The following is a 22,500-nucleotide window of genomic DNA, read 5'->3' as shown; positions in this document are numbered from 1 at the left end:
GAATCTATTCTGCAAGCGCCGCTCAGGTCCTTGCGTCGCCGTGGTACAGACGGACCACATGTCTGGCCTCGGCAAAGAACAGCCAGCGCTCGACCAGCAGCCCCGCCATGCACAGCAGCGCCGCCAGCAGCACAACGATGGCCGGTCCCTGCCACAGCAGCACCAAGGGTAGCAGAAAAGCCAGTCCCAGCATCGCAAACCGCAACCGCAGCAGCTTGTTCGCCGCAACGGTATAGCCGAACTCGTCGGTCAGGAAGGTACCGGCGCTGTGGCCGGCATCCAGCAGGCGCACACTCGCCTGGGTGAAGCCGGTGGCGGTGCGGATGGTGGCGCCGGCCGGCTTGCCGATCCAGAACAGGTAGATCAGCTTGGCGACGGCGCCGAGCACGACCAGCCCCAGGGCGGTGCCCTGCAGAGCCGGCGACAGGCGATCCTGCAGCAGCGCCTGCAGCGCCAACAGCCAGAGCGCGCCGGACATCAGCCCCAGCACCAGGTAGTTGAGCGGCGTCAGCGCGGTGCACCACTGGCGGATGGTCTTGAGGCTGGCGTAGATCATGCTGGTGCTGAACAGCGTCACCATCGCCAGCACCGCCGCCAGTATGGCGCAGAAAACAAAGAAGCCGTTGAGGTCGGCGCCCTGGGTGTAGACGCCGAACAGATAGAGCAGCGCCACCGGATAGAAGAGCACGGCGAATACCGCCTCGCGCGACAGCCAGGAGGTGCGAAAGCGTGCAAAGGCGCGCCAGGCGTTCTTCGGATTGGCCAGGTGCAGCGTCGACGACAGCAGGCCGACGGTGATCATCAATAGCGCCAGGCCGCCACCTGCCAGCAGCAGGGTGCGGTCCTGCAGCGCCGGCAGGCCGGCCAACTGGGCCAGCACCAGCAGGGTGATCAGGCCATAGCCCGCCCCCGAGGTGACGGTAAAGATCAGTACGGAAAATGCCGGATGCATTCGTTTAACTCCTCCACCTCAACGGGCGATAACCTTGTTGACCCATTTCTTCATCGTCTTGCCTAACGACGGTTTGACGTCGTAAGTCTCGACCACCTTCTTGTTGCGCGGCGGCAGGTAGGTGTTGACCGGGTTGTAACCCAGCTCCGGCATCAGTTGCTGGCCGCCGCGCTCGCGCACCAGCCGGCTGACCTCGGAGTCCGGGTCGTCGAAGTCGCCGAACACCCGCGACTTGGTCGGGCAGGTGATGACGCAGGCCGGCTTGCGCTCCTCCTCCGGCAGCCGCTCGTCGTAGATGCGGTCGACGCAGAGGGTGCACTTCTTCATCGTGCCCTGCTGCGGATCCAGTTCGCGGGCGCCGTAGGGGCAGGCCCAGGAACAGAGGTTGCAGCCCATGCACTTGTCCTGGTCCACCAGCACGATGCCGTCCTCCTTGCGCTTGTAGGAGGCGCCGGTCGGGCAGACGGTGACGCAGGCCGCGTCCTCGCAGTGCATGCAGGACATCGGCATGTTGACGGTCTTGCTGTTGGGGGTGTCCCCCACCTCGTAGGTGCGGATGCGGTTGAGCCAGGCGCCCGAGGGATCGCGGCCATAGGGGTCCTTGTCCGACAGCGGGCCGATGGTGCCGGAGGTGTTCCACTGCTTGCAGGCTGTAGCGCAGCCGTGGCAACCGACGCAGGTATCCAGATCGACGACGAGTCCGAGTTTTGCCATTTTGCTCTCCTCCTACTTCTCGCCGCGCGTCAGCGAAATGTCGAGCATCGGGCGCTCGTGGTTGACGTTTTTGCAGGCCGTCGCACTGTCCACATTAGCGTGGCAACCGACGCAGGTATCCAGATCGACGACGAGTCCGAGTTTTGCCATGGTGCTTTCCTCCTACTTCTCGCCGCGTGTCAGGACATCTGCCATTGCACGCTTGAGGTTGACGTTCCTGTGAGTCGCATAGCTGAGCATCTGCGGCGATTCCTTGGCGCCCGGCAGCGGCTTGACCGCGCCGAAGGTCGGCCAGGCGCCGGTTTCGCCCGGCGACGCCCTGGTGATCTTCACCCGCAGGTCGTACCAGGCCGCCTGGCCGGTCACGGGGTCCGAGTTGGTGACGCGATCCAGCACATCGCCCTTGCGCGGTAGCAGTTCGGAGATCAGGTGGTTCATCAGGAAGCCGTCGGTGGCCTCGTTGGCATCCTTCGACAACCCCAGGCACCGCCCTTTTTGGCGATGGCGTTCCAGGTCCAGACCGTCTGTTCATTGCAGCCCTCCATCAGCTTGACCTGCACCCGGATACGCCCGTTGTGGGACTCGACCCAGACCCAGGACAGGTCCTCGATGCCGGCCTTCTCGCCCGCCACGCGGTTCATGAACAGATAGTTCTGCGACATGATCTGGCGCAGCCAGGCGTTCTGGCTGTCCCAGCTGTGGTACATGAACATCGGCCGCTGATTCACGGCATGGAACGGATACTCGTCCCGGTCGATACGCTGCTCCTCCAGCGGCATGTAGTAGAACGGCAACGGATCGAAGTACTTCTGCAGCCGCTCCCTGTGATGCGCTTCGGTCGGCATCGGGCCGTCGTAGAGGCCCTGGCCGGCGAGGCGGAAGGTCTGCAATTTTTCCGAATAGAGCTCGATCACGATCTGGTCGGTCGAACCGACCCAACCGGCCTCTTTCGCCAGCGTCAGATAGTCGCGGTTGGCGTGACGCAGATAGCGCTGGTTCGGCTCCAGCTCGAATTCGAAGAAGCCCTCGTTCTCCTCGTAGGCTTCCCACTGCTCCGGGTTGGGCTCGCCGCGCAGCGACCGGGTACCGTCCTTGCCGCGGTAGCCGGCGAGGAAGCCGATGCCGGGCTCCTTCTCGAAATTGACGATGAAGTCCTTGTAGCCGTCGTATTTGCGGCCGCCGTCCTCGCGGGTGAAGGCCGGGAAGCCGAGTCGGCCCGCCATCTCGATCATCACCTCCTGCCACGACAGCACGTCGCGATCCGGCTGGATCACCGGAATGCGCACCGAATCGCAGGCCGCATGGGGCTCGGAGATCGGCCGGTCCAGCATCGAGATGGTGTCGTAGCGCTCCAGGTAGGTGGTGTCGGGCAGCACCAGGTCGGAATAGCTGACCATCTCCGAATGGAAGGCGTCGGAGCAGACGATGAACGGAATCTTGTACTCGCCGTCGTCTTCCTGGCGCACAGCATCTCCAGGGTCTGGGCGGTGTTCATGCTGGAATTCCAGGCCATGTTGGCCATGAACAGCATCAGCGTATCGATCTTGTACGGATCGCCCTTGACGGCGTTGCTGATCACCATGTGCATCAGCCCATGGCAGGAGATCGGCGCATCCCAGCTGTAGGCCTTGTCGATGCGCAGCGGATTGCCGTCGGCATCGATCACCAGGTCCTCGGGGCAGGTCGGGAAGCCCAGCGGCGGCGACTTGAGTGGCGTGTTCGGTGCCGAGGCTTTCGCCGGCTTGATGCTCGGCGTCACGTGCTTGGGAAAGGGCGGCTTGGCCGGTGCCCGCCGGGGCAGTCGACAGTACCGAGCAGCACCTGCAGCAGGTGAATGGCACGACAGGTTTGGAAGCCGTTCGAGTGGGCCGAGATGCCGCGCATCGCATGCATCGACACCGGCCGGCCGATAAACTGCGTCTGTTTGCGGCCGGCCCAGTCGGTCCACTCGATATCGAGGGTGATGCTCTCCTTGAAGGCGACATGCGCCATCTCCAGCGCCAGCCGCTCGATGGTCTCGGCCGGGACACCGCACTCCCTGGCGGCGTTTTCGGGAGCATACTCGTCGTCGAGGTATTTCTCGACCAGGATACTCATCGAGGTACGCAGCGGCGTACCGTCAGGCGCCGTGAATTCGCCGAACAGCGCCGGCGCGATATCGGCACGGCTGGCATCGGCGAAGGTATCGCTGTTCAGGTCCCAGACCTGTATACGCCCCTCCTCGCTGCGATAAAAAAGGCCGTCGCCCTTCTGCCCCGGCGTGTTCACCACCAGCTGCGGCGCGTTGGTATAGCGAATGAGGAACTCATCGTCGATCAGTTGGTGCTGCAGCAGCACATGCACCATCGACAGCGCCAGCATACCGTCGGTGCCGGGGCGGATGGCGATCCACTCGTCGGCGATCGCCTGGTAGCCGGTACGCACCGGGTTCACCGCGACGAACTTGGCGCCGCGCTCCTTGAGCTTTTTCAGCCCCAGCTTGATCGGGTTGGAGCTGTGGTCTTCCGCCACACCCCAGAGCATGAAGTACCTGGTGTTGTCCCAGTCCGGGTCGCCGAACTCCCAGAAAGCATGCCCCAGGGTATAGAGGCCGCCGGCGGCCATATTGACCGAGCAGAAGCCGCCGTGGGCGGCCCAGTTGAGGGTGCCGAACTGGCTCGCCCACATGCCGGTCAGCGCCTGCATCTGGTCGCGACCGGTGAAGTAGGCCAGCTTGTTGGGATCGGTGGCGCGGATATGCGCCAGGCGCTGCTCGAGGATATCGAGCGCCCGCTCCCAGGAGATCTCCTCGAATTCGCCGGCGCCGCGCTCGGTGCCGGGCCTGCGCAGCAACGGGGCACGCAGCTTGGCCGGCGACATCTGCTTCATGATGCCGGAGTTGCCCTTGGCACAGAGCACCCCCTTGTTGATCGGATGGTTCGGGTTGCCCTGGATGAAGCGAACCTGGTTATCCTCGACCGTGACCTTGATACCGCAGCGACAGGCGCACATGTAGCAGGTCGTGTACTTGGTCTGCTGGCGATCGCGGGCCTCGAACTCGGGCAAGTCGGCCGCGACTGTCTGGATCAGTGTCTGTGGGTCCATATTGCACGGCACGTCGGTTTTCAGCGTATTCATTATTATTCACCAAACCGGTACTGGCACTGTCCGCCGCCTCGCGGTGGGGGAACAGTGCGCTCTGTTCGCGGCGACGCCGGCAATACCGGGCGACACCTGAAGGGATGCCATTCATCCTAAAAGCCCATGCGATGGGTCCACAAATGCCAACCAGCGGCGATTGATGGGACCAGAGGACGGCTGGCCGTATCGGCCGGGGGCATCTGGTTCCTTACAGCCAGGTCATGTTTTTTAAACTCGTCGCCAAGAATCTGGCAGGCGGTGCGGTGCGCTCCGCTTACCAGCACCCTACAAGTACGGCACCCTGTAGGGTGCCGCTGAGCGAAGCGATGCGCACCGCCACGTTAACGCGGAAAGTTTGGTGCCGCCGGAATAGAAGAATTGAGGTTGGAGCTATGACTGAAATAACGCTGCCCGAACATCCGGATACGACCGTCTCGGTGCGGGGCTGCTTCGGGATCGATTCCGACCTGCGGGTGCCGGCCTTCAGCCGGCGCGACGATCATGTGCCGGAGATCGACCCGGCCTACCGGTTCAACCCGGATGTGACCCTGGCGATACTGGCCGGATTCAGCCGCGACCGCCGCGTAATGATTCAGGGGCTGCACGGTACCGGCAAGTCTACCCATATCGAGCAGGTCGCCGCCCGGCTGAACTGGCCCTGTGTACGGGTCAACCTCGATGGCCATATCAGCCGGCTGGACCTGGTCGGCAAGGACTGCATCAGTCTGCGTGACGGCAAGCAGATCACCGAATTTCAGGAAGGCATCGTGCCCTGGGCGCTGCGCCGCCCGGTGGCGCTGATCTTCGACGAGTTCGACGCCGGCCGGCCCGACGTGATGTTCGTTATCCAGCGCATTCTCGAACGCGACGGCAAGTTCACGCTGCTGGACCAGAACGAGGTGATCCATCCGCACCCGGGCTTCCGCCTGTTCGCCACCGCCAATACCGTCGGCCTCGGCAATCTCAACGGGCTTTATCATGGCACCCAGGTGCTGAACCAGGCGCAGATCGACCGCTGGAACATCGTCGCAACGCTCAATTACCTGCCCCGCGACGACGAGGTCGCGATTGTCCAGGCCCGGGTACCGGCCTTTGCCGATGCGGCCGGTCGCCGCCAGGTCGGGGCGATGGTGGCGGTCGCCGAGCTGACACGACAGGGATTTGCCGCCGGCGATCTTTCGACACTGATGTCGCCTCGCACCGTGATTTCCTGGGCGGAAAACTGCGAGATTTTCCACGATACCGAACTGGCGTTCCGGCTGTCATTCCTGAACAAATGCGACGAGGCGGAGCGTGCGCTGATCGCCGAATACTATCAGCGCTGTTTCGACCTGGAGCTGGCGGAGTCCTGCCGGTTGCAGGCGGTGAATGGCTGAGATGACCGGCTTCAACAAACCGCTCAGCGCCTGGCACCCGGAGCAGGCGCCGCAACTGAGCAGCCGCCCGCCCGACCCGGATCCAAACGCACCGCGCTCCGAGCGCAGGCAGCAACAGGTCGAGGAACTGAGCGCAGCGTTGATACGCGCGTCTGCGGCGGTTCGTCAGCTGCGTTTTCGCGGCCACCGGCTGGAAATCGATGGCCGGCCCTGGCCGCTGCACGCACCACACCTGCAGACCGATATCGAGCGTGACGACTTCACCTCTTTCCGAGGTGCCGCGGACGGCATCGCCCTGCGCCTGATCCACAGCGATAGCCGGATACATGCCCGTTTCAAGCCGGACGGGGCGATCGCACGCCTGGTATTCGAGCTGCTGGAACAACTGAGAGCCGAATCCCTCGCCGACGACCATCATCCGGGCGTGCGCCGCAATCTGGCGCATCGTTTCCGAGCCTGGAGCCAGCAGTTCCATGCCTCGGGCCAGACCGAGAACCATATCGGGCTAATGCTCTATACGCTGTCGCAGATGGCCTGGGCGCTGCTCAGCGGCAATGCCGTGAACGAGGAGACGGAGATGCTGATCGAAGCGTCGCGCGTCGAGCTGGGGCGCCACTTCGGCCGCCACTTCGGTCTGCTGCGTCGCAGCCGCGATGATCAGCAGGCGTTCGCGCAACATGCCGTCATCATTGCCGGGGTTATCCAGGGCCTGATCGAAGAGCTCAACGAACAGATGCTGCGTAACGAGGAGCGCGCCGCGTCGGAGGCCTTCGAAAACAGCTACCGCCAGTTCAGCCTGCTGCTGGAAATGGACGGTGATGGCGATGGACCTGGCGACTGCAGCAACGGCGCCGACAGCGACCGTCAGGGCGATGGCAACACCGGCTACTCTGTATTCGATCGCCGTTATGACCGCGAACTGCAGGCCGGCAAGCTGGTGCGCCCCGCGCTGCTTCAGGCGCTGCGCGAGCGCCTCGATAGCCGTATTCGCAGCCAGGGGCTCAACGTGCCGGGGCTGGCACGCAAGCTGGCCCGTATCCTGTCGGCGCCACGCCGGGACGGCTGGGAGTTCGGCCTCGAAGAGGGGCGTCTCGACGCCCGTCGGCTGCCGCGCCTGGTCACATCGCCGGGATATCGCCAGCTGTTCCGCCAGGAGCGGCTGCAACTGCACAACGACTGCCTGGTCAGCTTCCTGGTCGACAATTCCGGCTCGATGAAAGCCCATATCGAATCGATCGCGATGTTGGTCGACGTCTTCGTCCGGGCACTGGAACAGACCGGCGCACGCACCGAGGTACTGGGCTTCACGACCGGTCACTGGAATGGCGGCCGGCCGATGAAAGCCTGGCTTGGCCGCGGAAAGCCACCGAATCCAGGGCGCCTCAACGAGCTCAACCATATCGTCTACAAGGGCGCCGACAGCCCTTGGCGCCGCGCCCGCCCGGCGCTGGCCGCCATGCTGAAAGCGGACCTGTTCCGCGAAGGGATCGACGGCGAAGCCCTGCTCTGGGCCCGCAAGCGGATGCTGGCCCGGCGGGAAAAGCGCCGCATCCTGATCGTCATCTCCGACGGCTGCCCGATGGACAGCGCGACGCTGCATGCCAACGACGACGATATCCTCGACAGCCATCTGCGTCAGGTCGTGAATCAGATGGAGTCTCGCCCTGAAGTGGAACTCTATGCGCTGGGCGTCGGCCTGGACCTGAGTCACTGGTACCACAACGGCCTGCTGCTGGACCTCGAACAGCGGCTCGACAATGCCACCTTCGACGAAATCCTGCAGCTGCTGGCGCGGGGAAGCGGCTCTCCAGGGTGAAGGATGATGTCCGTGGGAGCCCGGTCTCCGGGCGAACCCGACACGACCTCTTGCTGGCAAGCGTTGTTCGCTCGCGGAGCGAGCTCCTACAGGCGTTGGCCTGTCGCTTCCCCGGTGATGGATCATGCCCTTCGGGCGCCACGCCAACCTTCCGTACCACCAGCGAAACAAAAATCGGCAAAGTAAGAAATTGATTTGCCAGCTTATTCTAAAACCGTCGCTTTTAAGCGACAAATCTTCCGAAAATATTCTAAACGCCAACCATCCTGTTAACCGAATACTACAGCTATATTCGAGATACCCGCCATGAGGTTAACAGCTGTAAACTCATGGCGAGACCCGACTCCCTTGATCAAGCCACACCTGCAGCGATGCGGGGCCGGAAAGCCACGGATCTCACCGAGATGGCCGGGTTGCCCTGAGTTTCGATACCTGATATGGCCCAACGGCCGCTGTTTGGGGTGCTTCAGGCCCTGCGTGCGCAGACGCTGAAAAGCAATGGATTGGCTGGCGCTTGTTGCTCGTGCGGCTTCCTCTGTCGCCCATTTTCCCAGCCGTAGACCCTCCCCCGCTCAGAGTCGCTGGAACGTAAATTCGTCGGTGACATCGCCTGCTCGCCCGCATCAAAGGCAGGCGTCCGCCAGTTGACCCGAGGCCCGGGACCAGGGCCAAAGGAATCGGCCCACACAGAGCCGATCCGGTAACAGGAAACCGAGGGTTGAACCAAATGAACAGACTTTCGCTGCTCGCAATCGCCATCGCCGCCGCCAGCCTTCACGCGGGCGGCGTAATGGCTGCTGACACGCTGGAAACGGATGTCAGCAAACTCAAGACGGACGCATCCAGTCTCAAGGCGAATACCGATAACCTCAAAGGCGGCCTGGGGGCCGTGTCGGATAGGGTATCGCAACTCGAATCCGACTATGGAACGCTCATGAGTGAGCTGACAAACGGCAATCTGGTCGGCCCTCAAGGGCTACAAGGAGAAGAAGGACCGCAAGGTGAAACAGGACCCCAGGGACCTCAGGGCGAGGTCGGCCCTGCAGGACCACAGGGAGCAGAGGGACCGCAAGGCCCACAGGGTGACACCGGGCCACAGGGACCTCAAGGCGAGATCGGCCCTGCAGGGCCACAGGGAGCAGAGGGGCCGCAAGGCCCACAGGGTGACACCGGGCCGCAGGGGCCTCAGGGCGAGATCGGCCCTGTAGGGCCACAGGGAGCAGAGGGACCGCAAGGCCCACAGGGTGACACCGGGCCACAGGGACCTCAGGGCGAGATCGGTCCTGTAGGACCACAGGGAGTAGAGGGGCCACAAGGCCTACAGGGTGACACCGGGCAGCAGGGGCCTCAGGGCGAGCAAGGGCCTTCAGGCTTGAGCAACTGGGAGATCTCTACAGAAACTTGTTCAATCGGAGGCTCGAATACGACCTGTACAGCCACCTGCACGGGCGACAAGAAGGTTCTCGGTGGAGGCGTCGCCAACGGCTTTGACGGTTGGCGTCTTACCAGCAGCTACCCGGTAAGCAATGCCAGCTGGACGGTAACGCTCACCAAGCAAAGTGGCAACGCAACCGGCAACATCACGGCGTATGCTATCTGCGCACTGACGAACTAAAACCGGGTCGAGCAGGAGGCTATATTATGAAAATCATTACCGGTATCTGCACTCTGCTGCTGGCTTTGTCATCAGGCGGCGCCCTCGCTGGCCACTGTGACAATGAACTGGCGGAAGCGGAGTGGGCTCTAGACAACGCAACCGATCTGGAGCCAAATGTGGTCGAAGCGGCTGAAGCCCTGATCAGCGATGCGCTTGAAGCTTGCGACGGCGAGGAAGAACAACTGCTGATCGAGGGGTTCGGCTCCCCGCTGTCAGATCCAACGTACGTCTCGATTGGTCAGTCGATGCTGATCAATGCCAGGGATCTGGCGAACGGCCTGTGATCAGTACTCACTGACTGACAAAGGCCGGTGCCGGAGACACCGGCCTTTTTGTTTCAACCAGGGAGTGGTATCCGGTTTATATGAAGTCCTGTTTTTCGGTTTGAATTGTTCCGCGCAAGCACGCGAAGCGGCTTCTTCTCGCTTACACTTCAAGTAATCCCAGTACGCGACGGATATCCCAGATGCGTCTACCAGCCCTTATCAGCAGCCTTGTACTCGCCCTTTTTCTGCTCGCCCCGACCGGAGTGGACGCAGCCCCTCGACGGCGCCGGACCACCGCTACACCGTCAAGGGCTTCGTGCTGGATGAGCAGGAGAACCCGCGACCCGACGTCAAGGTGGTGGCGATCGCCGATAACGGCCTGTCCGGCCAGCGCGTGACGGATCATCGCGGCTTCTACAGCATCAACCTGCACCTGCATAACGAGGACCTGGGCCGGATGCTGACAGTGCGGGCCGGCGAGCAGGAGGCGCGCATCAGGGTCAGCTTCGACCCGAACGACACCACTACGAACCGCGAGCACGACCTCAACTTCATCGGCAACAGCGTCACCGAGACCGACCTCGGCTTTCGTGGGCTGCCGACCTGGGCCTACGTTTCTGGCGGCTTGGCCCTGCTGGTATTCGCCGCCACCCGCCTCGCCCGCCTGCAGAAAAGACGCAAACGTCAGCTTGCGCGACAGAAGCAGAAATCGGGCCACCCGACCAGAGGCCGGGCACGCCGGCGCTCGCGGGCGAGGTAGTCCGGACCTCCACCGCCCTTCCCTCCCGGAGCGGGCTCCTATGACCTGTCGCCTTGCCGCTTGCATTTGTCGGGCTTCGGTCTCCGGCCTCAGACCGACCTGCGAGTCACCCACTTCCCGCTTGCCGCTTTTTTCTGGTCCCAGCTGCGATTTGGAAGTGGTTCTAAACATTCCGCAGCCCAGGGTTGAAGATTAATTCACCGCCGGTCGCAACCGGCGCAGACGGCAGGCCTCACAGAGGCACCGCCTTCGCCTCAGCCCCCAGGGGCTCACAGGATCCATGTAAAATAAAAAGAATCCAAGTAAGAGCGATGGACCACAAACTGGAGCTAGCAATGAATCATAAGAACAAGGTTGCCAAAGTACTGTCCCTGTCACTCTGCCTCGCGGTCTCAGCCGCGGCCGCGACGATGGCCCAGGCCAAGACCTTCAAGGTTGCCGTCGGGGATGCAGCAGGCGGAACCCAGCACGAACTGGGCAAGAAGTTCAACGAAGTCCTGCAGGAGAAAACCGGCGGCAAGCATGACGCCAAGCTCTTTCTCAACGGCCAGCTCGGCAGCGAACAGGACACCGTGAACGATGCCTCCATCGGCACCCTCGACTTCTCCATCCTGGCGATCAACAACGTCACCCCCTTCTCCCCTTCCGTCGGCGTGCTGACACTGCCCTACATGATCCAGAGCCTTGACGATGCCATTACCCTGACGCAGGGCGAAGTCGGTCAGCAGCTGGTCGAGAACACCCTGCGCGATGCCGGCGTACGCATCATCGGCTGGGCCTACTCGGGCTTCCGCGTGCTGACCAACTCCAAGCACGCGGTCACCACCCCCGAGGATCTGAGTGACGTCGTGGTGCGGGTACCGAAAAACGCCATCATGATCGACACCTACAAGGCCTGGGGCATCAATCCGACGCCGATGGCCTGGTCCGAAACCTTCACCGCCCTGCAGCAGGGCGTGGTCGATGGCCAGGACAACCCCTACATCACCGTCTATGCGATGAAGTTCGACGAGGTGCAGAATCATGTCACCAACCTGCGCTACCTGTTCTCGATCGAACCGCTGATCGTCAGCGAAGCGGTATTCCAGGAGCAGTCGCCGGAAGATCAGCAGGCGATCCTCGAAGCCGGCCAGGCCGCAACCGAGCACAGCGCCAAGTGGCTGGTCGAACAGGAAGCCCGCATCAAGCAGGAGCTGGCCGAAAAGGGTATGCAGATTGCTGACCCGGCCAACGGCGAGCAGGAGTGGATCGATCTGGCCACCAGCAAGGTCTGGCCGAAATACTTCGACAGCATTGGCGGCAAGGACGTCCTGAACAATGTACTGAAGACCCTGGGTCGTGACGAGATCTGATCCGGCCGGACGCTGAGCCGCCGGACTGTCCGGGCCGGTTGAACACCTGACCGGCCCGGCCGTCCAGACCCGCGATCCATGAGTCAGTATAAAAGGCCCCCGAACGGGGGCGCTTTTTTCAGGAGGTCTCCCATGGCAAAAGCAGCGACCCTTTACAAGATTCTCGGGAACATCGAAAGCTACATCTGCCGCACGCTGCTGGCAGCCTTCGTCATACTGCTTTTCATGCAGATTATCGCCCGGGAAGTGTTCGAGCATTCATTCTCCTGGAGCGAAGAACTGTCGACCTACATGTTCGTATGGTTCGTGTTTTTCGGCGCCAGTTACGCCGCCAGGCTGTCGGCCCACAACCGCGTGACCTTCCAGTTCAAGCTGCTGCCGCACAAGGTCGGCATAGCCCTGGAAGCGCTGTCCGACCTGATCTGGATCTGCTTCAACTGCTATTTCGTCTATCTCAGTTACGACTTCGTCTTTAACCGGATGAACCTGTTCTGGAAGTCCCAGACCCTCGGCATACCCATGAAATATATCTACCTGGTGCTGCCCATCGCCTTCAGCCTGATGACCATCCGCATTCTTCAGGTCAATTACTACAAGCTGATCAAGGGGATCGATATTCGCGATCCGGAGTCGCTGGAAGTCGAAAAGCTGATGGACAGTGATCATCAAAATAATAAAGCGGCTTAACTGGGGTCCGTCATGGTCGAATCATCTGTCGTCTTAATTCTGTTCGGGAGCTTTATCGGCCTGTTGCTGATCGGCGCTCCGATCACGGTATCCCTCGGGGTATCGGCCCTGCTCTCCTTTCTCTACCTCGGTGAAAACCCGATCAAGTTCGTTCAGATCGCTTTCACATCGGTCGGCTCTTTCCCGCTGATGGCGCTGCCGGCGTTCATTCTGGCCGGATCTCTGATGGAAGCGGCCGGCATCTCGCGCCGACTGGTCAACCTGGCGGAAAGTTTTGCCGGGCCGGTAACCGGGGGCATCTCCGCCGCGGCGGTCCTGGCCTGCCTGTTCTTCGGCGCCATTTCCGGTTCAGGCCCTGCGACCACCGCCGCCGTCGGCATGCTGATGATCCCGGCGATGATCAAACGCGGCTACGACAAGGGTTACGCCTCGGCGATTACCGCCTCGTCCGGAAGCCTGGGCATCATCATTCCGCCGTCGATCCCGATGGTGATCTTCGGCATCTCCGCGATCGGCATGGTGGCACCGCCCGAAGCGATCGCCCGGTTCGGCGAGTTCCAGACCGTCTCGATCCCGAAACTCTTCATTGCCGGCTTCGTGCCCGGGATGGTGATCTCCATTACGCTGCTGATCATGAACTACGTGATCTGCAAGAAGCGTGGCTACCATGGCACCTCCGAAGGCTGGTCCGCCAGCACCATCGGCAAGGCCTTCAAGGACGGCTTCTGGTCGGTCCTGGCGCCGCTGGTCATTCTTGGCGGCATCTACACCGGCTACTTCACGCCGACCGAATCCGCCATCGTCGCGATCTTCTACACCCTCTTCGTCGGGATCTTTATCCACAAGGAACTGAAGATCGAGAGTATCTTCCATTCGCTGGAAACCACCACCTGGCTGACAGGACGCGTGCTGCTGATCCTGTTCACCGCCACCGTATTCGGACGCCTGCTGGTCGAGAACCAGATCCCGGCCATCGTCGCCGAAGCGATGCTCAGCGTCACCGACAGCCTCTACCTGATCTGGGCCATGCTGATCGCCTTCCTGCTGTTCGTCGGCATGTTCATGGAGACCCTGGCGGCGATCATGATTCTGACCCCGGTACTGTTGCCGATCGCCTACAGCCTGGGCATCGATCCGATCCATTTCGGCATTGTCGTGGTCTGCTGCCTCGGCATCGGCTTCCAGACCCCGCCGCTGGGCGAGAACCTCTTTATCGCCTCGGGCATCTCGGACACCTCGATCGAAGAGATCTCGCTGCGGGCACTGCCGTTCGCCTTCGCCTCGGTGGCCGGCGTCTTCGTGATCGCCTTCTTCCCGGACCTGACCCTGTTCCTGCCTCGGTTATTGGGTTACTGAGCCACGGCACGCTTCGCTGCGCTCAGGGTGCCCTACACAAGGGCACCTCAACCGAGACATCGATTTCCTTCAACTCCGAGGGTATTTCCATGCTGCCGGAAGTCAAAAAGATCCTTTACTGTACCGACCTGTCGAAGAACGCCTCTTTCGCCTTCAAGTACGCCGCCTACCTGGCCAAGGTGACCGGCGCCGAGATCCATATTCTGCATATCGTCGAAAAGCTCTCTTCCGACGCCTATTTCGCGCTCCAGACCTATGTGCAGAACGACAAAAGCCGCGACGACTTCCTGCATCACCGTATCGAACATGCCCGCAAACGCCTCGAGGAACGGCAGGACTATTTCTGGAACGTGCTGGCTCCGCAGGACAAGGCACTGCGCAGCCAGATCGCATCGATCGACATCGTAGAGAGTGAACCGGCCGAAACGATTCTGAAGAAATCGCGGAAAATGGAGTGCGACCTGATCGTGATGGGCACCCACGAAAAGGGCCGCATCATGCACACCTTCCTCGGCAGTGTCGCCAAGAGTGTGCTTCGCCATTCGCGGATACCGACGCTGATTGTGCCGTTGCCGGACAAGGAGGAAGCGGGGCTGGCGGCGGTGGAGTGAATAAAAAAGCCCGCACTCCAGGTACGGGCCGGAAAAGAACAACAACGTTCTATCGCGTGGCGGCAACGCCAATCGGTTAGCCGGCGATGCCTACAAAATCGTAGCGCGGAGCCGCTTCCGCCGGTTGGGTAGCTTCGGGCATTCGCGCCTTGCGCTGTTCGGGCATCGGTTTGGCAACGGCCAGTTCCACGCGTGTGCGGGCAGGCTGGGTCGTTTCGGGCCGGACAGTCAGGGTTGCGTTCATGCTTCAAGCCTCCTTTGGCGTTGGCAGTCAAAACCGGCGCCCGCTGCTGCGTTCATGGCGCCAGTTCCTTTATCGAACTGGAACCAGTATAGACAGAATGGCATAGCATGTAATGGAATATCATTTCCTATCTATATCACAAAAGGGAATAACACCCTCGGCTGGTGCCAGTTCGGACTAACGCCTGGCGCTATGCCCCGCCGCCTTCACTTCCTAAAGTAGACGCAAACCGATCCGCTGCAGGAGGTCCGACAGCTTGACTGATACAACGCCCCTTCGGAAAACCAGCCAGGTCGCACGCGAGCGCTGGCAACAACCCCATCCATCCTTCTCCTCGGGCCGGGATCCCCGCAGCAGCGAGAATGCAATGCTGGTGCTTTTCTATGGCAGCCTGGAAAAAGCGGCCCGTTACGGCTGGCTCAATGCCGGGCGCACGCTGGTCGACAAGACCTATCTGCGAATTCTCTGGACGGCCCGGGCATTGCCCGGAAACGGCCTGAGTTTCGATGAGATGGCGGCGCGGCTCGACAGCTTCATACGGGCAGAGCTGCAGCCGCAATGGGTACAGCTGGCCCAACCCGGGGCGACGGAACGCGATATCCGGGCGATCGAACTGGTCGAAACCGCACGCCTTCAGCTCTTTGGGCCCGCCAGCGACGCGGACGCCGCCAGCGAGGTGCTGTTCTTTCTGTGCCCGCAATTGCCGGTATTTCCATGCCGCGGCATCGGGGCGGGCCGCTATGCCGGCTTCCATCAAGGCTGCCTGCAACAGCTCAGGGCGCTGAAAGATCAGGATGAATGCCCGACCGCCGGCTATGGACAGCCGCGGGAGCGGGAATTGATCGACACCCTGCTGGCACAGAGCGACTGGTGGCCGAGACGCTTGCTGGTCGAGGAGCTGCGCCCGACCTTTACGTCGTAGCGGTCTGGTGATAAATGCCTGTCACCGCTCACGCGGGCATCCGGGCACCAAGGCCGGTGGAATTCGTTTCCCTCATTCCACCCTACACGCACACGTAAAAAAGCCCCGGATTGGGCGTCCGGGGCCAAAGGGCTTTCGTCTCTTTTCAGGAAATCAGTCTCCTGCCGCTTTCAGCCGAACTCCCGTTGCAGGCGCTCGCGTTCGGCTTCGCTGTACTGCACACGGCCGACCGGCACCTGGTCATTGACCGCTTCACGGATCCGGTCGGCCTCCTCGGCGCTGAAGGCACCGCAGAGTTCGATCAGCTGCACCCTTTTGGTCAGCAGCTCCTGGGCCACCAGCATCGCCTCCTCGACGTTCTGCACGCCGGAAACCGCCATATCGAACAGTTCGGTCTTGATGCGGCCATGGTGCTTGATCAGCTCCAGATCCGGTCCTTTCACGATAAAGCCGTAACGTGCCAGTGCCATCGGTACCTCCGGTATTCAGGATTGAGAAGACCATTCCATTAGAACGCGCTCAGCGGCTGGCGTTTAGCGCCAAAATCGCAAGAATTCTGGAGCCAATGTAGGGTGGAATGAGCGCCGAAGGCGAGAATTCCACCGGGAATATCGGGCGGCAAAGAAGCTGATTGAACTGGACCAGGGAGTACCCTGGTTGCAGTCGGTGGAATTCGTTTCACTCATTCCACCCTACGCGGCTCAGGCGGCCACCGAATGGTCCTGGTAGTGACTGTAAACGGACGCCAGCGCGCAGGAAGCCAGCCTGGCCGCCGGCGGGTCGGCGCGGGAGGTCAGAATGACCGGCACGCGGGCGCCCAGCACCAGGCCTGCAGCCGTGGCGCTCATGAAATAGACCATCTGCTTGAACATGCAGTTTCCGGTCTCGATATTGGGCACCAGCAGCAGGTCGGCGTCACCGGCCACCTGGCTCTTGATGCCCTTGAGTTCGGCCGCCTCGCGCGAAATGGCGTTGTCGAATGCCAGCGGCCCCTCGACGATCGCATCCTGCATTACGCCAAGCGCCGCCAGCTTGACCAGTTCGCCGGCTTCGATGCTCGATGGCATCGCGCGGCTGACCTCTTCGGTGCCGGACAGCAGCGCCACCTTTGGGCGGGCGATACCCAGTGCATGCAGCAGGTCGATGGCATTGCGCAGGATATGGGCCTTGTCGATCACGCTCGGCTGCACGTTGATTACCGCATCGGTGATGCACAGCGGCCGCTCGTGTCCCGGCACCGTCATGTGGAACACATGGCTCAGGCGCCGCTCGGTGCGTAATCCCGCCTCGCGGCTCAGCACTGCCCGCAGCAGGGTGTCGGTATGCAAATGGCCTTTCATCAGCGAATGGGCATCGCCCGCGCCGACAATGGCCGCGGCGAGTCGGGCGGCCTCGCCCTCGTTGCCGGCCGTCTCGATCTGGATGGCGCCCAGATCCCACTCGATCTCGTCGGCGAGGCGGCGAATGCTGTCACTGTCACCCACCAGTACCGGCTCGATCAGACCGGCGTCGGCTGCAAGCCGGGCGCTTTCCAGCGACACCCGGTTGACCGGGTTGACCACCGCCGTCGCCACCTTCGGCAGCGCACGCGCTTTCGCGAGCAGACTGGCCGGACATTCCACGGGAATTTTGCTCAACATGGCGTTAAACCCTCGGAGATTCTTGCTATTACCGTAGTTCGCAGGATGGGTGGAGCGAAGCGCAACCCATCAATGTTGCCGGGACCCGGGTGTTGGGTTTTGTCCTTCGGACGCCACTCAACCTACGATTTAATGTTGAAACCGGATTCGCAGAAAACCGGCCGGGGTTTTCCCCGGCCGGCTGGTTTTCGGATCTGCGTCGGATCAGACGTAGTCCTTGTACTTCTCGAGGTGACGAACCGGCTTGGACAGGGCGTCGCGGCGGAACGGGTCGCCCAGTTCGCGGGTACACATGATCTCGATCACCGTGGTCTTGCCCTCTTCCATCTGGCGCTCGATCGCGGCGTTCAGGACCGGACCGACATCCTCCAGCCTGTCGACGGTGACGCCCTCGGCCCCCATGGAGCGGGCGATGTCGGCGAAGCTCGGGTTCTCCAGCTCACCGGCGACGAAGCGACGGTTGTAGAAGTCCACCTGGTTCTTCTTCTCGGCGCCCCACTGACGGTTGTGGAAAACGATCGAGGTGACCGGGATGTTCTCGCGTACGCAGGTCATGATCTCCATCATCGACATGCCCCAGGCGCCGTCACCGGCGTAGGAGATGGCCGGACGGTTCGGTGCGGCGACCTTGGCGCCGATGATGGTCGGCAGCGCGTAGCCGCAGTTGCCGAAGCTCATCGCGGCGAAGAACGAACGCGGCTTCTCGAAACGCAGATAGCTGTTGGCGACCGAGTTGATGTTGCCGATATCGGTCGAGACCATGACGTTTTCCGGCATCGCCTTCTCGAGCTCGCGCAGCACCTGACGCGGATGCAGGTAGCTGCCCTCCTCGCCTTCCTGCTCGGCGATCATGTCCAGCGAGAACTCGTCCTTCTCGTGGATCCAGTTGTCCAGCTCCTGTTCCCAGGTCGCTTTCTCGGCGGCGATCTCCTCGGCGCGTGCCCCCTTGGTCACCAGGCATTCGACGTCGGTGTCCTGCAGACGCTGCAACAGCGTGGTGGCAGCGGCCTTGGCATCACCGCAGATACCAACGCTGATCTTCTTCACCAGGCCCAGCATCTTGGCATCGCAGTCTACCTGGATCACCTTGGCCTGCTTCGGCCAGTAATCGAGACCGTGCTGCGGCAGGGTGCCGAACGGACCAAGACGGGTACCGAGCGCCAGCACCACGTCGGCGCGGGACAGCAGCTTCATCGCCGCCTTGGAACCCTGGTAACCGAGCGGACCGCACCAGAGACTGTGGGACGCCGGGAAGGAATCGTTGTGCAGGTAGCTGTTCACCACCGGCGCGCCGAGGAACTCGGCCAGGGCGACACATTCGCCGACCGCATCGGCCATGACCACACCGCCACCGGAGATGATCACCGGGTTCTTCGCGGTCGCCAGCAACCGGGTGGCTTCGGCCAGGCTCTGCTCGCCACCGGCACTGCGCTCAATGCGGATCGGCTGCGGAATCTCGACGTCGATATCGCCGTAGAAGAAGTCACGCGGAATGTTCAGCTGGGTCGGGCCGTTTTCCAGCATGGCGCGATCGAAGCAGCGGCCGGTCAGTTCGGCCATGCGCGCCGGATTCGCGACATGTCCCTGGTACTTGGTAATGGTTTCGAAAAACGGCAGCTGCTGCGCTTCCTGGAAGCCGCCCAGACCGTTGGTCATGGAGCCGGTTTCCGGGGTGATGCAGACCACCGGGCTATGGGCCCAGTAGGCGGCCGCGATGGCGGTGACGAAGTTGGTGATGCCGGGGCCGTTCTGGGCGATACAGACGCCGTGACGTCCGCTGACGCGGGAGTAGCCGTCGGCCATGTGTCCGGCGCCCTGCTCGTGCACCACCGGAATAAAGCGGATGCCCGCCGGGGTGAAAATATCCATCGCATCCATGAAGGCGGAGCCCATGATGCCAAAGATGTCGGTGACGCCATTGGCCACCAGGGTTTCGACCAGCGCTTCACTCGGAGTCATACGTGCCATAACTGTATTCCTTCTTGTTGCTGTGGCGACGGCAGCGCCGCCGCCCTTGGGTTCAGGGATGGATTCAGGCGGCCTGGTAGGGCACAAAGGGTTTGCCGAGGGCTTCGGCGACTTCAGGACAGGTCACGTTGCCTGCATGGATATTGAGACCGTTGGCCAAGTGGGGATCGCGCTGTATCGCCTTCTCCCAGCCGAGGTCGGCCAGTTCGAGGATATGCGGCAGGGTGGCGTTGTTCAGCGCCAGGGTCGAGGTCCGCGCCACGGCGCCCGGCATGTTGGCGACACAGTAGTGCACCACGTCGTCGACCATGTAGGTGGGTTCCTGGTGGGTGGTCGCCCGGGAGGTTTCGAAGCAGCCGCCCTGATCGATCGCCACGTCGACGACCGCCGAACCCGGCTTCATGCGACGCACCATCTCCGCCGTGACCAGTTTGGGTGCCGCCGCGCCCGGAATCAGCACGCCGCCGATCACCAGGTCCGCCGAGAGCACGTGCTCTTCCAGGGCCGCCTTGCTGGAGTAGACGGTCTGGACGCGGGTACCGAACTCGCCCACCAGCCGGCGCAGCACGTCGACCGAGCGGTCCAGGATCACCACCTGGGCACCGAGGCCGATGGCCATGCGTGCCGCATTGGTACCGACGACACCGCCGCCGATGATGACCACCTTGGCCGCTTCGACACCCGGCACGCCGCCGAGCAGCATGCCCTGGCCGCCGCGGGATTTTTCCAGGCAGGCGGCACCGGCCTGGATCGACATGCGCCCTGCGACTTCGGACATCGGTGCCAGCAGCGGCAGGCCACCCCTGTCGGACGTGACGGTTTCATAGGCAATGCAGGTCGCGCCGCTGGCCAGCAGGTCGTCGGTCTGCTCGAGGTCCGGCGCCAGGTGCAGGTAGGTGAACAGCAACTGGCCCGGACGCAGTTGCTTGCGCTCGACCGCCTGAGGCTCCTTCACTTTCACGATCATCTGCGCTTCGGCGAAGATCTCTTCCGCGCTGGCCGCAATGCCGGCACCGGCGGCGCGGTAGTCATCGTCGCTGAAACCGATACCGGCGCCGGCGCCGGCTTCCACCATCACCTGGTGGCCGCGGCTGCACAGTTCCTGAACGCTTGCGGGTACCATACCGACGCGGTACTCGTGATTCTTGATCTCTTTGGGGACTCCGATCAGCATTGTCACCACTCCCGTCATTCTTGTTGTACTCGGATTCGAGGTCGGGGCCGGATCGTTTCGGCCAACCTTGGAGTCCAGAATAGGAGTGGCGGCATTGCCAAAGTAGAACCAGTTCCGGGGCAGATGTTGCGCCAGACGGGTCCAGTGCGGCTGGAGAGTTATCGAAAGGGGAAAATCGCAGAAAAAATCGAATGTTGCAGCGATAAGCGCAGCAAAACTCCATAAAGTGCCGAGCCCATTGCGGGCCGGCACCCTCGTCGCATCAGGTCATGTCCGCGATCAGTTCGGCCAGCGCCTTGATTCCCGGACGGATCCGCTCGGTCGCGATCGACGAGTAGCCCAGGCGGAAGAAGTTCAGCGGCGGATTGTCGCCGAAGAAATGGATATCGCCCGGCTCGATCAGGATACCGCGGTCGGCCGCTTCCTTGCGCAGCAGGCGGGCATCGAGCCCCGCAGGTCCCTCGACCCAGTAACAGGAACCGCCGAAACTCGGCTTCCTGGACGAGTCCGGCAGGTACTCGGCCAGTGCCGCTCCCATCTCCTGCCAGCGTTCCTGATAGACCCGCATGATATTCATGATCAGCGCATCGTGGTAACCGCGCTCGAGGAAGAGCGCTACCGAACGCTGATTGTTGGCCGGCGGATGACGCACCATCAGGCGCCGCAGCGCGCGGGCCTCACGGATGAATGCCGCGTCACCCACCAGGTAGCCCAGACGCAACCCCGGGGCCAGCGTCTTCGACAGGCTGCCGATATAGATCACCCGGCCACTCTTGTCGAGGCTCTTGAGGGCCGGGATCGGATTGGACTTGAAATTGGTTTCACTCTCGTAGTCGTCCTCGATGATGACGAAATCCTGCTCGTTGGCACGGCGAAGCAGCTCGTAGCGCCGCTCGATCGGCATCGTCGCGGTCGTCGGACACTGATGGCTCGGCGTGGTATAGAGGCAGTCGCAGTCGTTGAGTCCCTCATCGACGATCAGGCCGTCCTGATCCACGGGCAGCGGCTTCAGCCCGGACGGATTGAGCGCGGCGATATTGCGGATATCCACATAGCCGGGATCCTCGATACCGAGCGTACTGTCCTTGTCGAGCAGCAGGCGGGCCAGAATATCCAGCGCCTGCTGCGCGCCCACGGTGACCAGTATCTCGTCCGCCGCGGCCCAGACCCCGCGCCGGGGCAGCAGGCGCGTGCGGATCTGCTCCACCAGCACCGGGTCGTCGTCGTCGAAGTGGTCCGAGGCCCAGTCGCGGATGGCCGGTACCGTGACCGCATCGCGGCAGCACTCGCGCCAGTTGTTGGTCGGGAACAGGCTCGGGTCGAACTGGCCGTAGATGAAGGGGTAGGGATACTTTTGCCAGTCCCGCGGCTTGCCGATATTCTGCTGCTCCGCCGGATGCTTCTTGAGCAGCTTCTGCCAGTCCGGCGGTGTGCCTTCCATTGCTTCGTCGGGCATCTCACGTACCTTGACCTTGCCCGAGAGGATATCGGGGTTGACGTAATAGCCACTGCGCTCACGGGCAATCAGATAACCGTCGTCGAGCAGGTGCTCATAGGCCAGCACCACCGTATTGCGGGCGATATTGAGCAGCTTCGCCAGCTTGCGGCTGGAGGGCAGCGGTGTATCGACCGGTATGTTGCCGTTGAGAATGCCGGCGGCTATCTGCTCGCGCAGTTGCTGCTGCAGGCTGGTGGGCTTGTCGGGCGAAAGATGGAAGAGTTGAAACATCCGCGAACCGTCACCTTGGTTATCACGCCCGTAACGCGCGGGCGCTCTTGTTATGGGTCTGATGAACTTCCGGAACCGAACCGGATTTTCAGTATATCAAGTTAGGCCCTCGATCAGAGCGGCAAGGTGTCGGAAAATAACGTGCCACAAAACGTG

Annotated in this window: 22 protein-coding genes and 1 riboswitch; of the genes, 10 read left to right on the top strand and 12 right to left on the bottom strand. The window is 62.2% G+C overall.

Going from position 1 to position 22,500, the window contains the following annotated elements:
• Nucleotides 1-22 precede the first annotated feature (22 nt).
• The 6 genes from ACFQDL_RS13995 to ACFQDL_RS13970 form a co-directional block, all read right to left on the bottom strand.
• On the bottom strand, nt 23-952 hold the full coding sequence (locus ACFQDL_RS13995; protein ID WP_379909559.1) for a dimethyl sulfoxide reductase anchor subunit family protein: 930 nt from the start codon (nt 950-952) through the stop codon (nt 23-25).
• Between the two features lie 18 nt (nt 953-970).
• On the bottom strand, nt 971-1,666 hold the full coding sequence (locus ACFQDL_RS13990; protein ID WP_379909558.1) for a 4Fe-4S dicluster domain-containing protein: 696 nt from the start codon (nt 1,664-1,666) through the stop codon (nt 971-973).
• A 12-nt stretch (nt 1,667-1,678) separates the two neighbouring features.
• Nucleotides 1,679-1,816 (bottom strand): hypothetical protein, encoded by a 138-nt coding sequence (locus tag ACFQDL_RS13985; RefSeq protein ID WP_379909557.1) that lies wholly within the window; start codon nt 1,814-1,816, stop codon nt 1,679-1,681.
• A gap of 12 nt (nt 1,817-1,828) precedes the next feature.
• Nucleotides 1,829-2,143: a hypothetical protein gene (locus tag ACFQDL_RS13980; protein WP_379909556.1), complete on the bottom strand. Its 315-nt coding sequence runs from the start codon at nt 2,141-2,143 to the stop codon at nt 1,829-1,831.
• On the bottom strand, nt 2,104-3,132 hold the full coding sequence (locus tag ACFQDL_RS13975) for a molybdopterin dinucleotide binding domain-containing protein (protein ID WP_379909554.1): 1,029 nt from the start codon (nt 3,130-3,132) through the stop codon (nt 2,104-2,106). Before ACFQDL_RS13975 ends, ACFQDL_RS13980 begins: the two co-directional genes overlap by 40 nt.
• Before the next feature lie 289 nt (nt 3,133-3,421).
• Nucleotides 3,422-4,783, bottom strand: coding sequence for a molybdopterin-dependent oxidoreductase (locus tag ACFQDL_RS13970; protein WP_379909553.1), 1,362 nt, complete (start codon nt 4,781-4,783; stop codon nt 3,422-3,424).
• Nucleotides 4,784-5,178: 395 nt separating this feature from the next.
• On the opposite strand from ACFQDL_RS13970, the gene ACFQDL_RS13965 reads away from it, so the two are divergent.
• From ACFQDL_RS13965 to ACFQDL_RS13925, 9 genes are all read left to right on the top strand, one after another.
• Entirely contained in the window at nt 5,179-6,162 is a 984-nt protein-coding gene (locus ACFQDL_RS13965; RefSeq protein ID WP_379909552.1) for an AAA family ATPase, read from the top strand.
• Nucleotides 6,155-7,978 carry a cobaltochelatase CobT-related protein gene (locus ACFQDL_RS13960; protein ID WP_379909551.1) on the top strand — a complete coding sequence of 608 codons (1,824 nt, stop codon included), beginning with the start codon at nt 6,155-6,157 and terminating at the stop codon, nt 7,976-7,978. The genes ACFQDL_RS13965 and ACFQDL_RS13960 overlap by 8 nt, the downstream gene beginning before the upstream one ends.
• A gap of 346 nt (nt 7,979-8,324) precedes the next feature.
• Nucleotides 8,325-8,399, top strand: a riboswitch (cyclic di-GMP riboswitch).
• 580 nt (nt 8,400-8,979) lie between these two features.
• A complete protein-coding gene (locus ACFQDL_RS13955) occupies nt 8,980-9,186 on the top strand; it encodes a hypothetical protein (RefSeq protein ID WP_379909550.1) in 207 nt (68 codons plus the stop codon).
• Between the two features lie 433 nt (nt 9,187-9,619).
• Nucleotides 9,620-9,919 carry a hypothetical protein gene (locus tag ACFQDL_RS13950; protein ID WP_379909549.1) on the top strand — a complete coding sequence of 100 codons (300 nt, stop codon included), beginning with the start codon at nt 9,620-9,622 and terminating at the stop codon, nt 9,917-9,919.
• 298 nt (nt 9,920-10,217) lie between these two features.
• Nucleotides 10,218-10,661, top strand: coding sequence for a hypothetical protein (locus ACFQDL_RS13945; RefSeq protein WP_379909548.1), 444 nt, complete (start codon nt 10,218-10,220; stop codon nt 10,659-10,661).
• A gap of 335 nt (nt 10,662-10,996) precedes the next feature.
• Nucleotides 10,997-12,013 (top strand): TRAP transporter substrate-binding protein, encoded by a 1,017-nt coding sequence (locus ACFQDL_RS13940; RefSeq protein ID WP_379909546.1) that lies wholly within the window; start codon nt 10,997-10,999, stop codon nt 12,011-12,013.
• 132 nt (nt 12,014-12,145) lie between these two features.
• A complete protein-coding gene (locus ACFQDL_RS13935; RefSeq protein ID WP_379909545.1) occupies nt 12,146-12,700 on the top strand; it encodes a TRAP transporter small permease in 555 nt (184 codons plus the stop codon).
• Between the two features lie 12 nt (nt 12,701-12,712).
• Nucleotides 12,713-14,056 carry a TRAP transporter large permease gene (locus ACFQDL_RS13930; RefSeq protein ID WP_379909544.1) on the top strand — a complete coding sequence of 448 codons (1,344 nt, stop codon included), beginning with the start codon at nt 12,713-12,715 and terminating at the stop codon, nt 14,054-14,056.
• 89 nt (nt 14,057-14,145) lie between these two features.
• Nucleotides 14,146-14,667: a universal stress protein gene (locus ACFQDL_RS13925; protein ID WP_379909543.1), complete on the top strand. Its 522-nt coding sequence runs from the start codon at nt 14,146-14,148 to the stop codon at nt 14,665-14,667.
• Nucleotides 14,668-14,743: 76 nt separating this feature from the next.
• Here the strand turns inward: ACFQDL_RS13925 and ACFQDL_RS13920 are convergent, their stop codons facing one another.
• The gene (locus ACFQDL_RS13920; RefSeq protein ID WP_379909542.1) at nt 14,744-14,911 is read right to left on the bottom strand and encodes a hypothetical protein; all 168 of its coding nucleotides are present in this window, start codon (nt 14,909-14,911) and stop codon (nt 14,744-14,746) included.
• 256 nt (nt 14,912-15,167) lie between these two features.
• Between ACFQDL_RS13920 and ACFQDL_RS13915 the strand changes: the two genes are divergently transcribed.
• Nucleotides 15,168-15,833: a hypothetical protein gene (locus tag ACFQDL_RS13915; RefSeq protein WP_379909541.1), complete on the top strand. Its 666-nt coding sequence runs from the start codon at nt 15,168-15,170 to the stop codon at nt 15,831-15,833.
• Nucleotides 15,834-16,003: 170 nt separating this feature from the next.
• On the opposite strand, the gene ACFQDL_RS13910 is transcribed toward ACFQDL_RS13915, so the two are convergent.
• The 5 genes from ACFQDL_RS13910 to pdxR form a co-directional block, all read right to left on the bottom strand.
• Nucleotides 16,004-16,303: a DUF6506 family protein gene (locus ACFQDL_RS13910; protein WP_379909540.1), complete on the bottom strand. Its 300-nt coding sequence runs from the start codon at nt 16,301-16,303 to the stop codon at nt 16,004-16,006.
• Nucleotides 16,304-16,534: 231 nt separating this feature from the next.
• Nucleotides 16,535-17,473 (bottom strand): bifunctional enoyl-CoA hydratase/phosphate acetyltransferase, encoded by a 939-nt coding sequence (locus ACFQDL_RS13905; RefSeq protein WP_379909539.1) that lies wholly within the window; start codon nt 17,471-17,473, stop codon nt 16,535-16,537.
• Between the two features lie 204 nt (nt 17,474-17,677).
• Nucleotides 17,678-19,441, bottom strand: a complete 1,764-nt coding sequence (gene xsc / locus ACFQDL_RS13900) for a sulfoacetaldehyde acetyltransferase (protein ID WP_379909538.1) — start codon at nt 19,439-19,441, stop codon at nt 17,678-17,680.
• Nucleotides 19,442-19,505: 64 nt separating this feature from the next.
• Nucleotides 19,506-20,615 (bottom strand): alanine dehydrogenase, encoded by a 1,110-nt coding sequence (gene ald / locus ACFQDL_RS13895; protein ID WP_379909536.1) that lies wholly within the window; start codon nt 20,613-20,615, stop codon nt 19,506-19,508.
• Between the two features lie 262 nt (nt 20,616-20,877).
• On the bottom strand, nt 20,878-22,344 hold the full coding sequence (gene pdxR, locus ACFQDL_RS13890) for a MocR-like pyridoxine biosynthesis transcription factor PdxR (RefSeq protein ID WP_379909535.1): 1,467 nt from the start codon (nt 22,342-22,344) through the stop codon (nt 20,878-20,880).
• Between the last annotated feature and the right edge of the window lie 156 nt (nt 22,345-22,500).

This window comes from Marinobacterium aestuariivivens (genome assembly GCF_042661465.1).
In the GTDB taxonomy this organism is placed as follows: domain Bacteria; phylum Pseudomonadota; class Gammaproteobacteria; order Pseudomonadales; family Balneatricaceae; genus Marinobacterium_A; species Marinobacterium_A aestuariivivens.
This window is presented reverse-complemented; position numbering and strand designations above follow the sequence as displayed.

Excerpts from the sequence above, each read along its gene's own strand:
- ACFQDL_RS13995 (WP_379909559.1), bottom strand. The coding sequence starts at position 952 with ATGCATCCGGCATTTTCCGTACTGATCTTTACCGTCACCTCGGGGGCG.
- ACFQDL_RS13935 (WP_379909545.1), top strand. The coding sequence starts at position 12,146 with ATGGCAAAAGCAGCGACCCTTTACAAGATTCTCGGGAACATCGAAAGC.
- ACFQDL_RS13970 (WP_379909553.1), bottom strand. The coding sequence starts at position 4,783 with ATGAATACGCTGAAAACCGACGTGCCGTGCAATATGGACCCACAGACA.
- xsc (WP_379909538.1), bottom strand. The coding sequence starts at position 19,441 with ATGGCACGTATGACTCCGAGTGAAGCGCTGGTCGAAACCCTGGTGGCC.
- ACFQDL_RS13960 (WP_379909551.1), top strand. The coding sequence starts at position 6,155 with ATGGCTGAGATGACCGGCTTCAACAAACCGCTCAGCGCCTGGCACCCG.
- ald (WP_379909536.1), bottom strand. The coding sequence starts at position 20,615 with ATGCTGATCGGAGTCCCCAAAGAGATCAAGAATCACGAGTACCGCGTC.
- ACFQDL_RS13990 (WP_379909558.1), bottom strand. The coding sequence starts at position 1,666 with ATGGCAAAACTCGGACTCGTCGTCGATCTGGATACCTGCGTCGGTTGC.
- ACFQDL_RS13985 (WP_379909557.1), bottom strand. The coding sequence starts at position 1,816 with ATGGCAAAACTCGGACTCGTCGTCGATCTGGATACCTGCGTCGGTTGC.
- ACFQDL_RS13940 (WP_379909546.1), top strand. The coding sequence starts at position 10,997 with ATGAATCATAAGAACAAGGTTGCCAAAGTACTGTCCCTGTCACTCTGC.
- ACFQDL_RS13965 (WP_379909552.1), top strand. The coding sequence starts at position 5,179 with ATGACTGAAATAACGCTGCCCGAACATCCGGATACGACCGTCTCGGTG.
- pdxR (WP_379909535.1), bottom strand. The coding sequence starts at position 22,344 with ATGTTTCAACTCTTCCATCTTTCGCCCGACAAGCCCACCAGCCTGCAG.
- ACFQDL_RS13930 (WP_379909544.1), top strand. The coding sequence starts at position 12,713 with ATGGTCGAATCATCTGTCGTCTTAATTCTGTTCGGGAGCTTTATCGGC.
- ACFQDL_RS13950 (WP_379909549.1), top strand. The coding sequence starts at position 9,620 with ATGAAAATCATTACCGGTATCTGCACTCTGCTGCTGGCTTTGTCATCA.
- ACFQDL_RS13925 (WP_379909543.1), top strand. The coding sequence starts at position 14,146 with ATGCTGCCGGAAGTCAAAAAGATCCTTTACTGTACCGACCTGTCGAAG.
- ACFQDL_RS13910 (WP_379909540.1), bottom strand. The coding sequence starts at position 16,303 with ATGGCACTGGCACGTTACGGCTTTATCGTGAAAGGACCGGATCTGGAG.
- ACFQDL_RS13905 (WP_379909539.1), bottom strand. The coding sequence starts at position 17,473 with ATGTTGAGCAAAATTCCCGTGGAATGTCCGGCCAGTCTGCTCGCGAAA.
- ACFQDL_RS13920 (WP_379909542.1), bottom strand. The coding sequence starts at position 14,911 with ATGAACGCAACCCTGACTGTCCGGCCCGAAACGACCCAGCCTGCCCGC.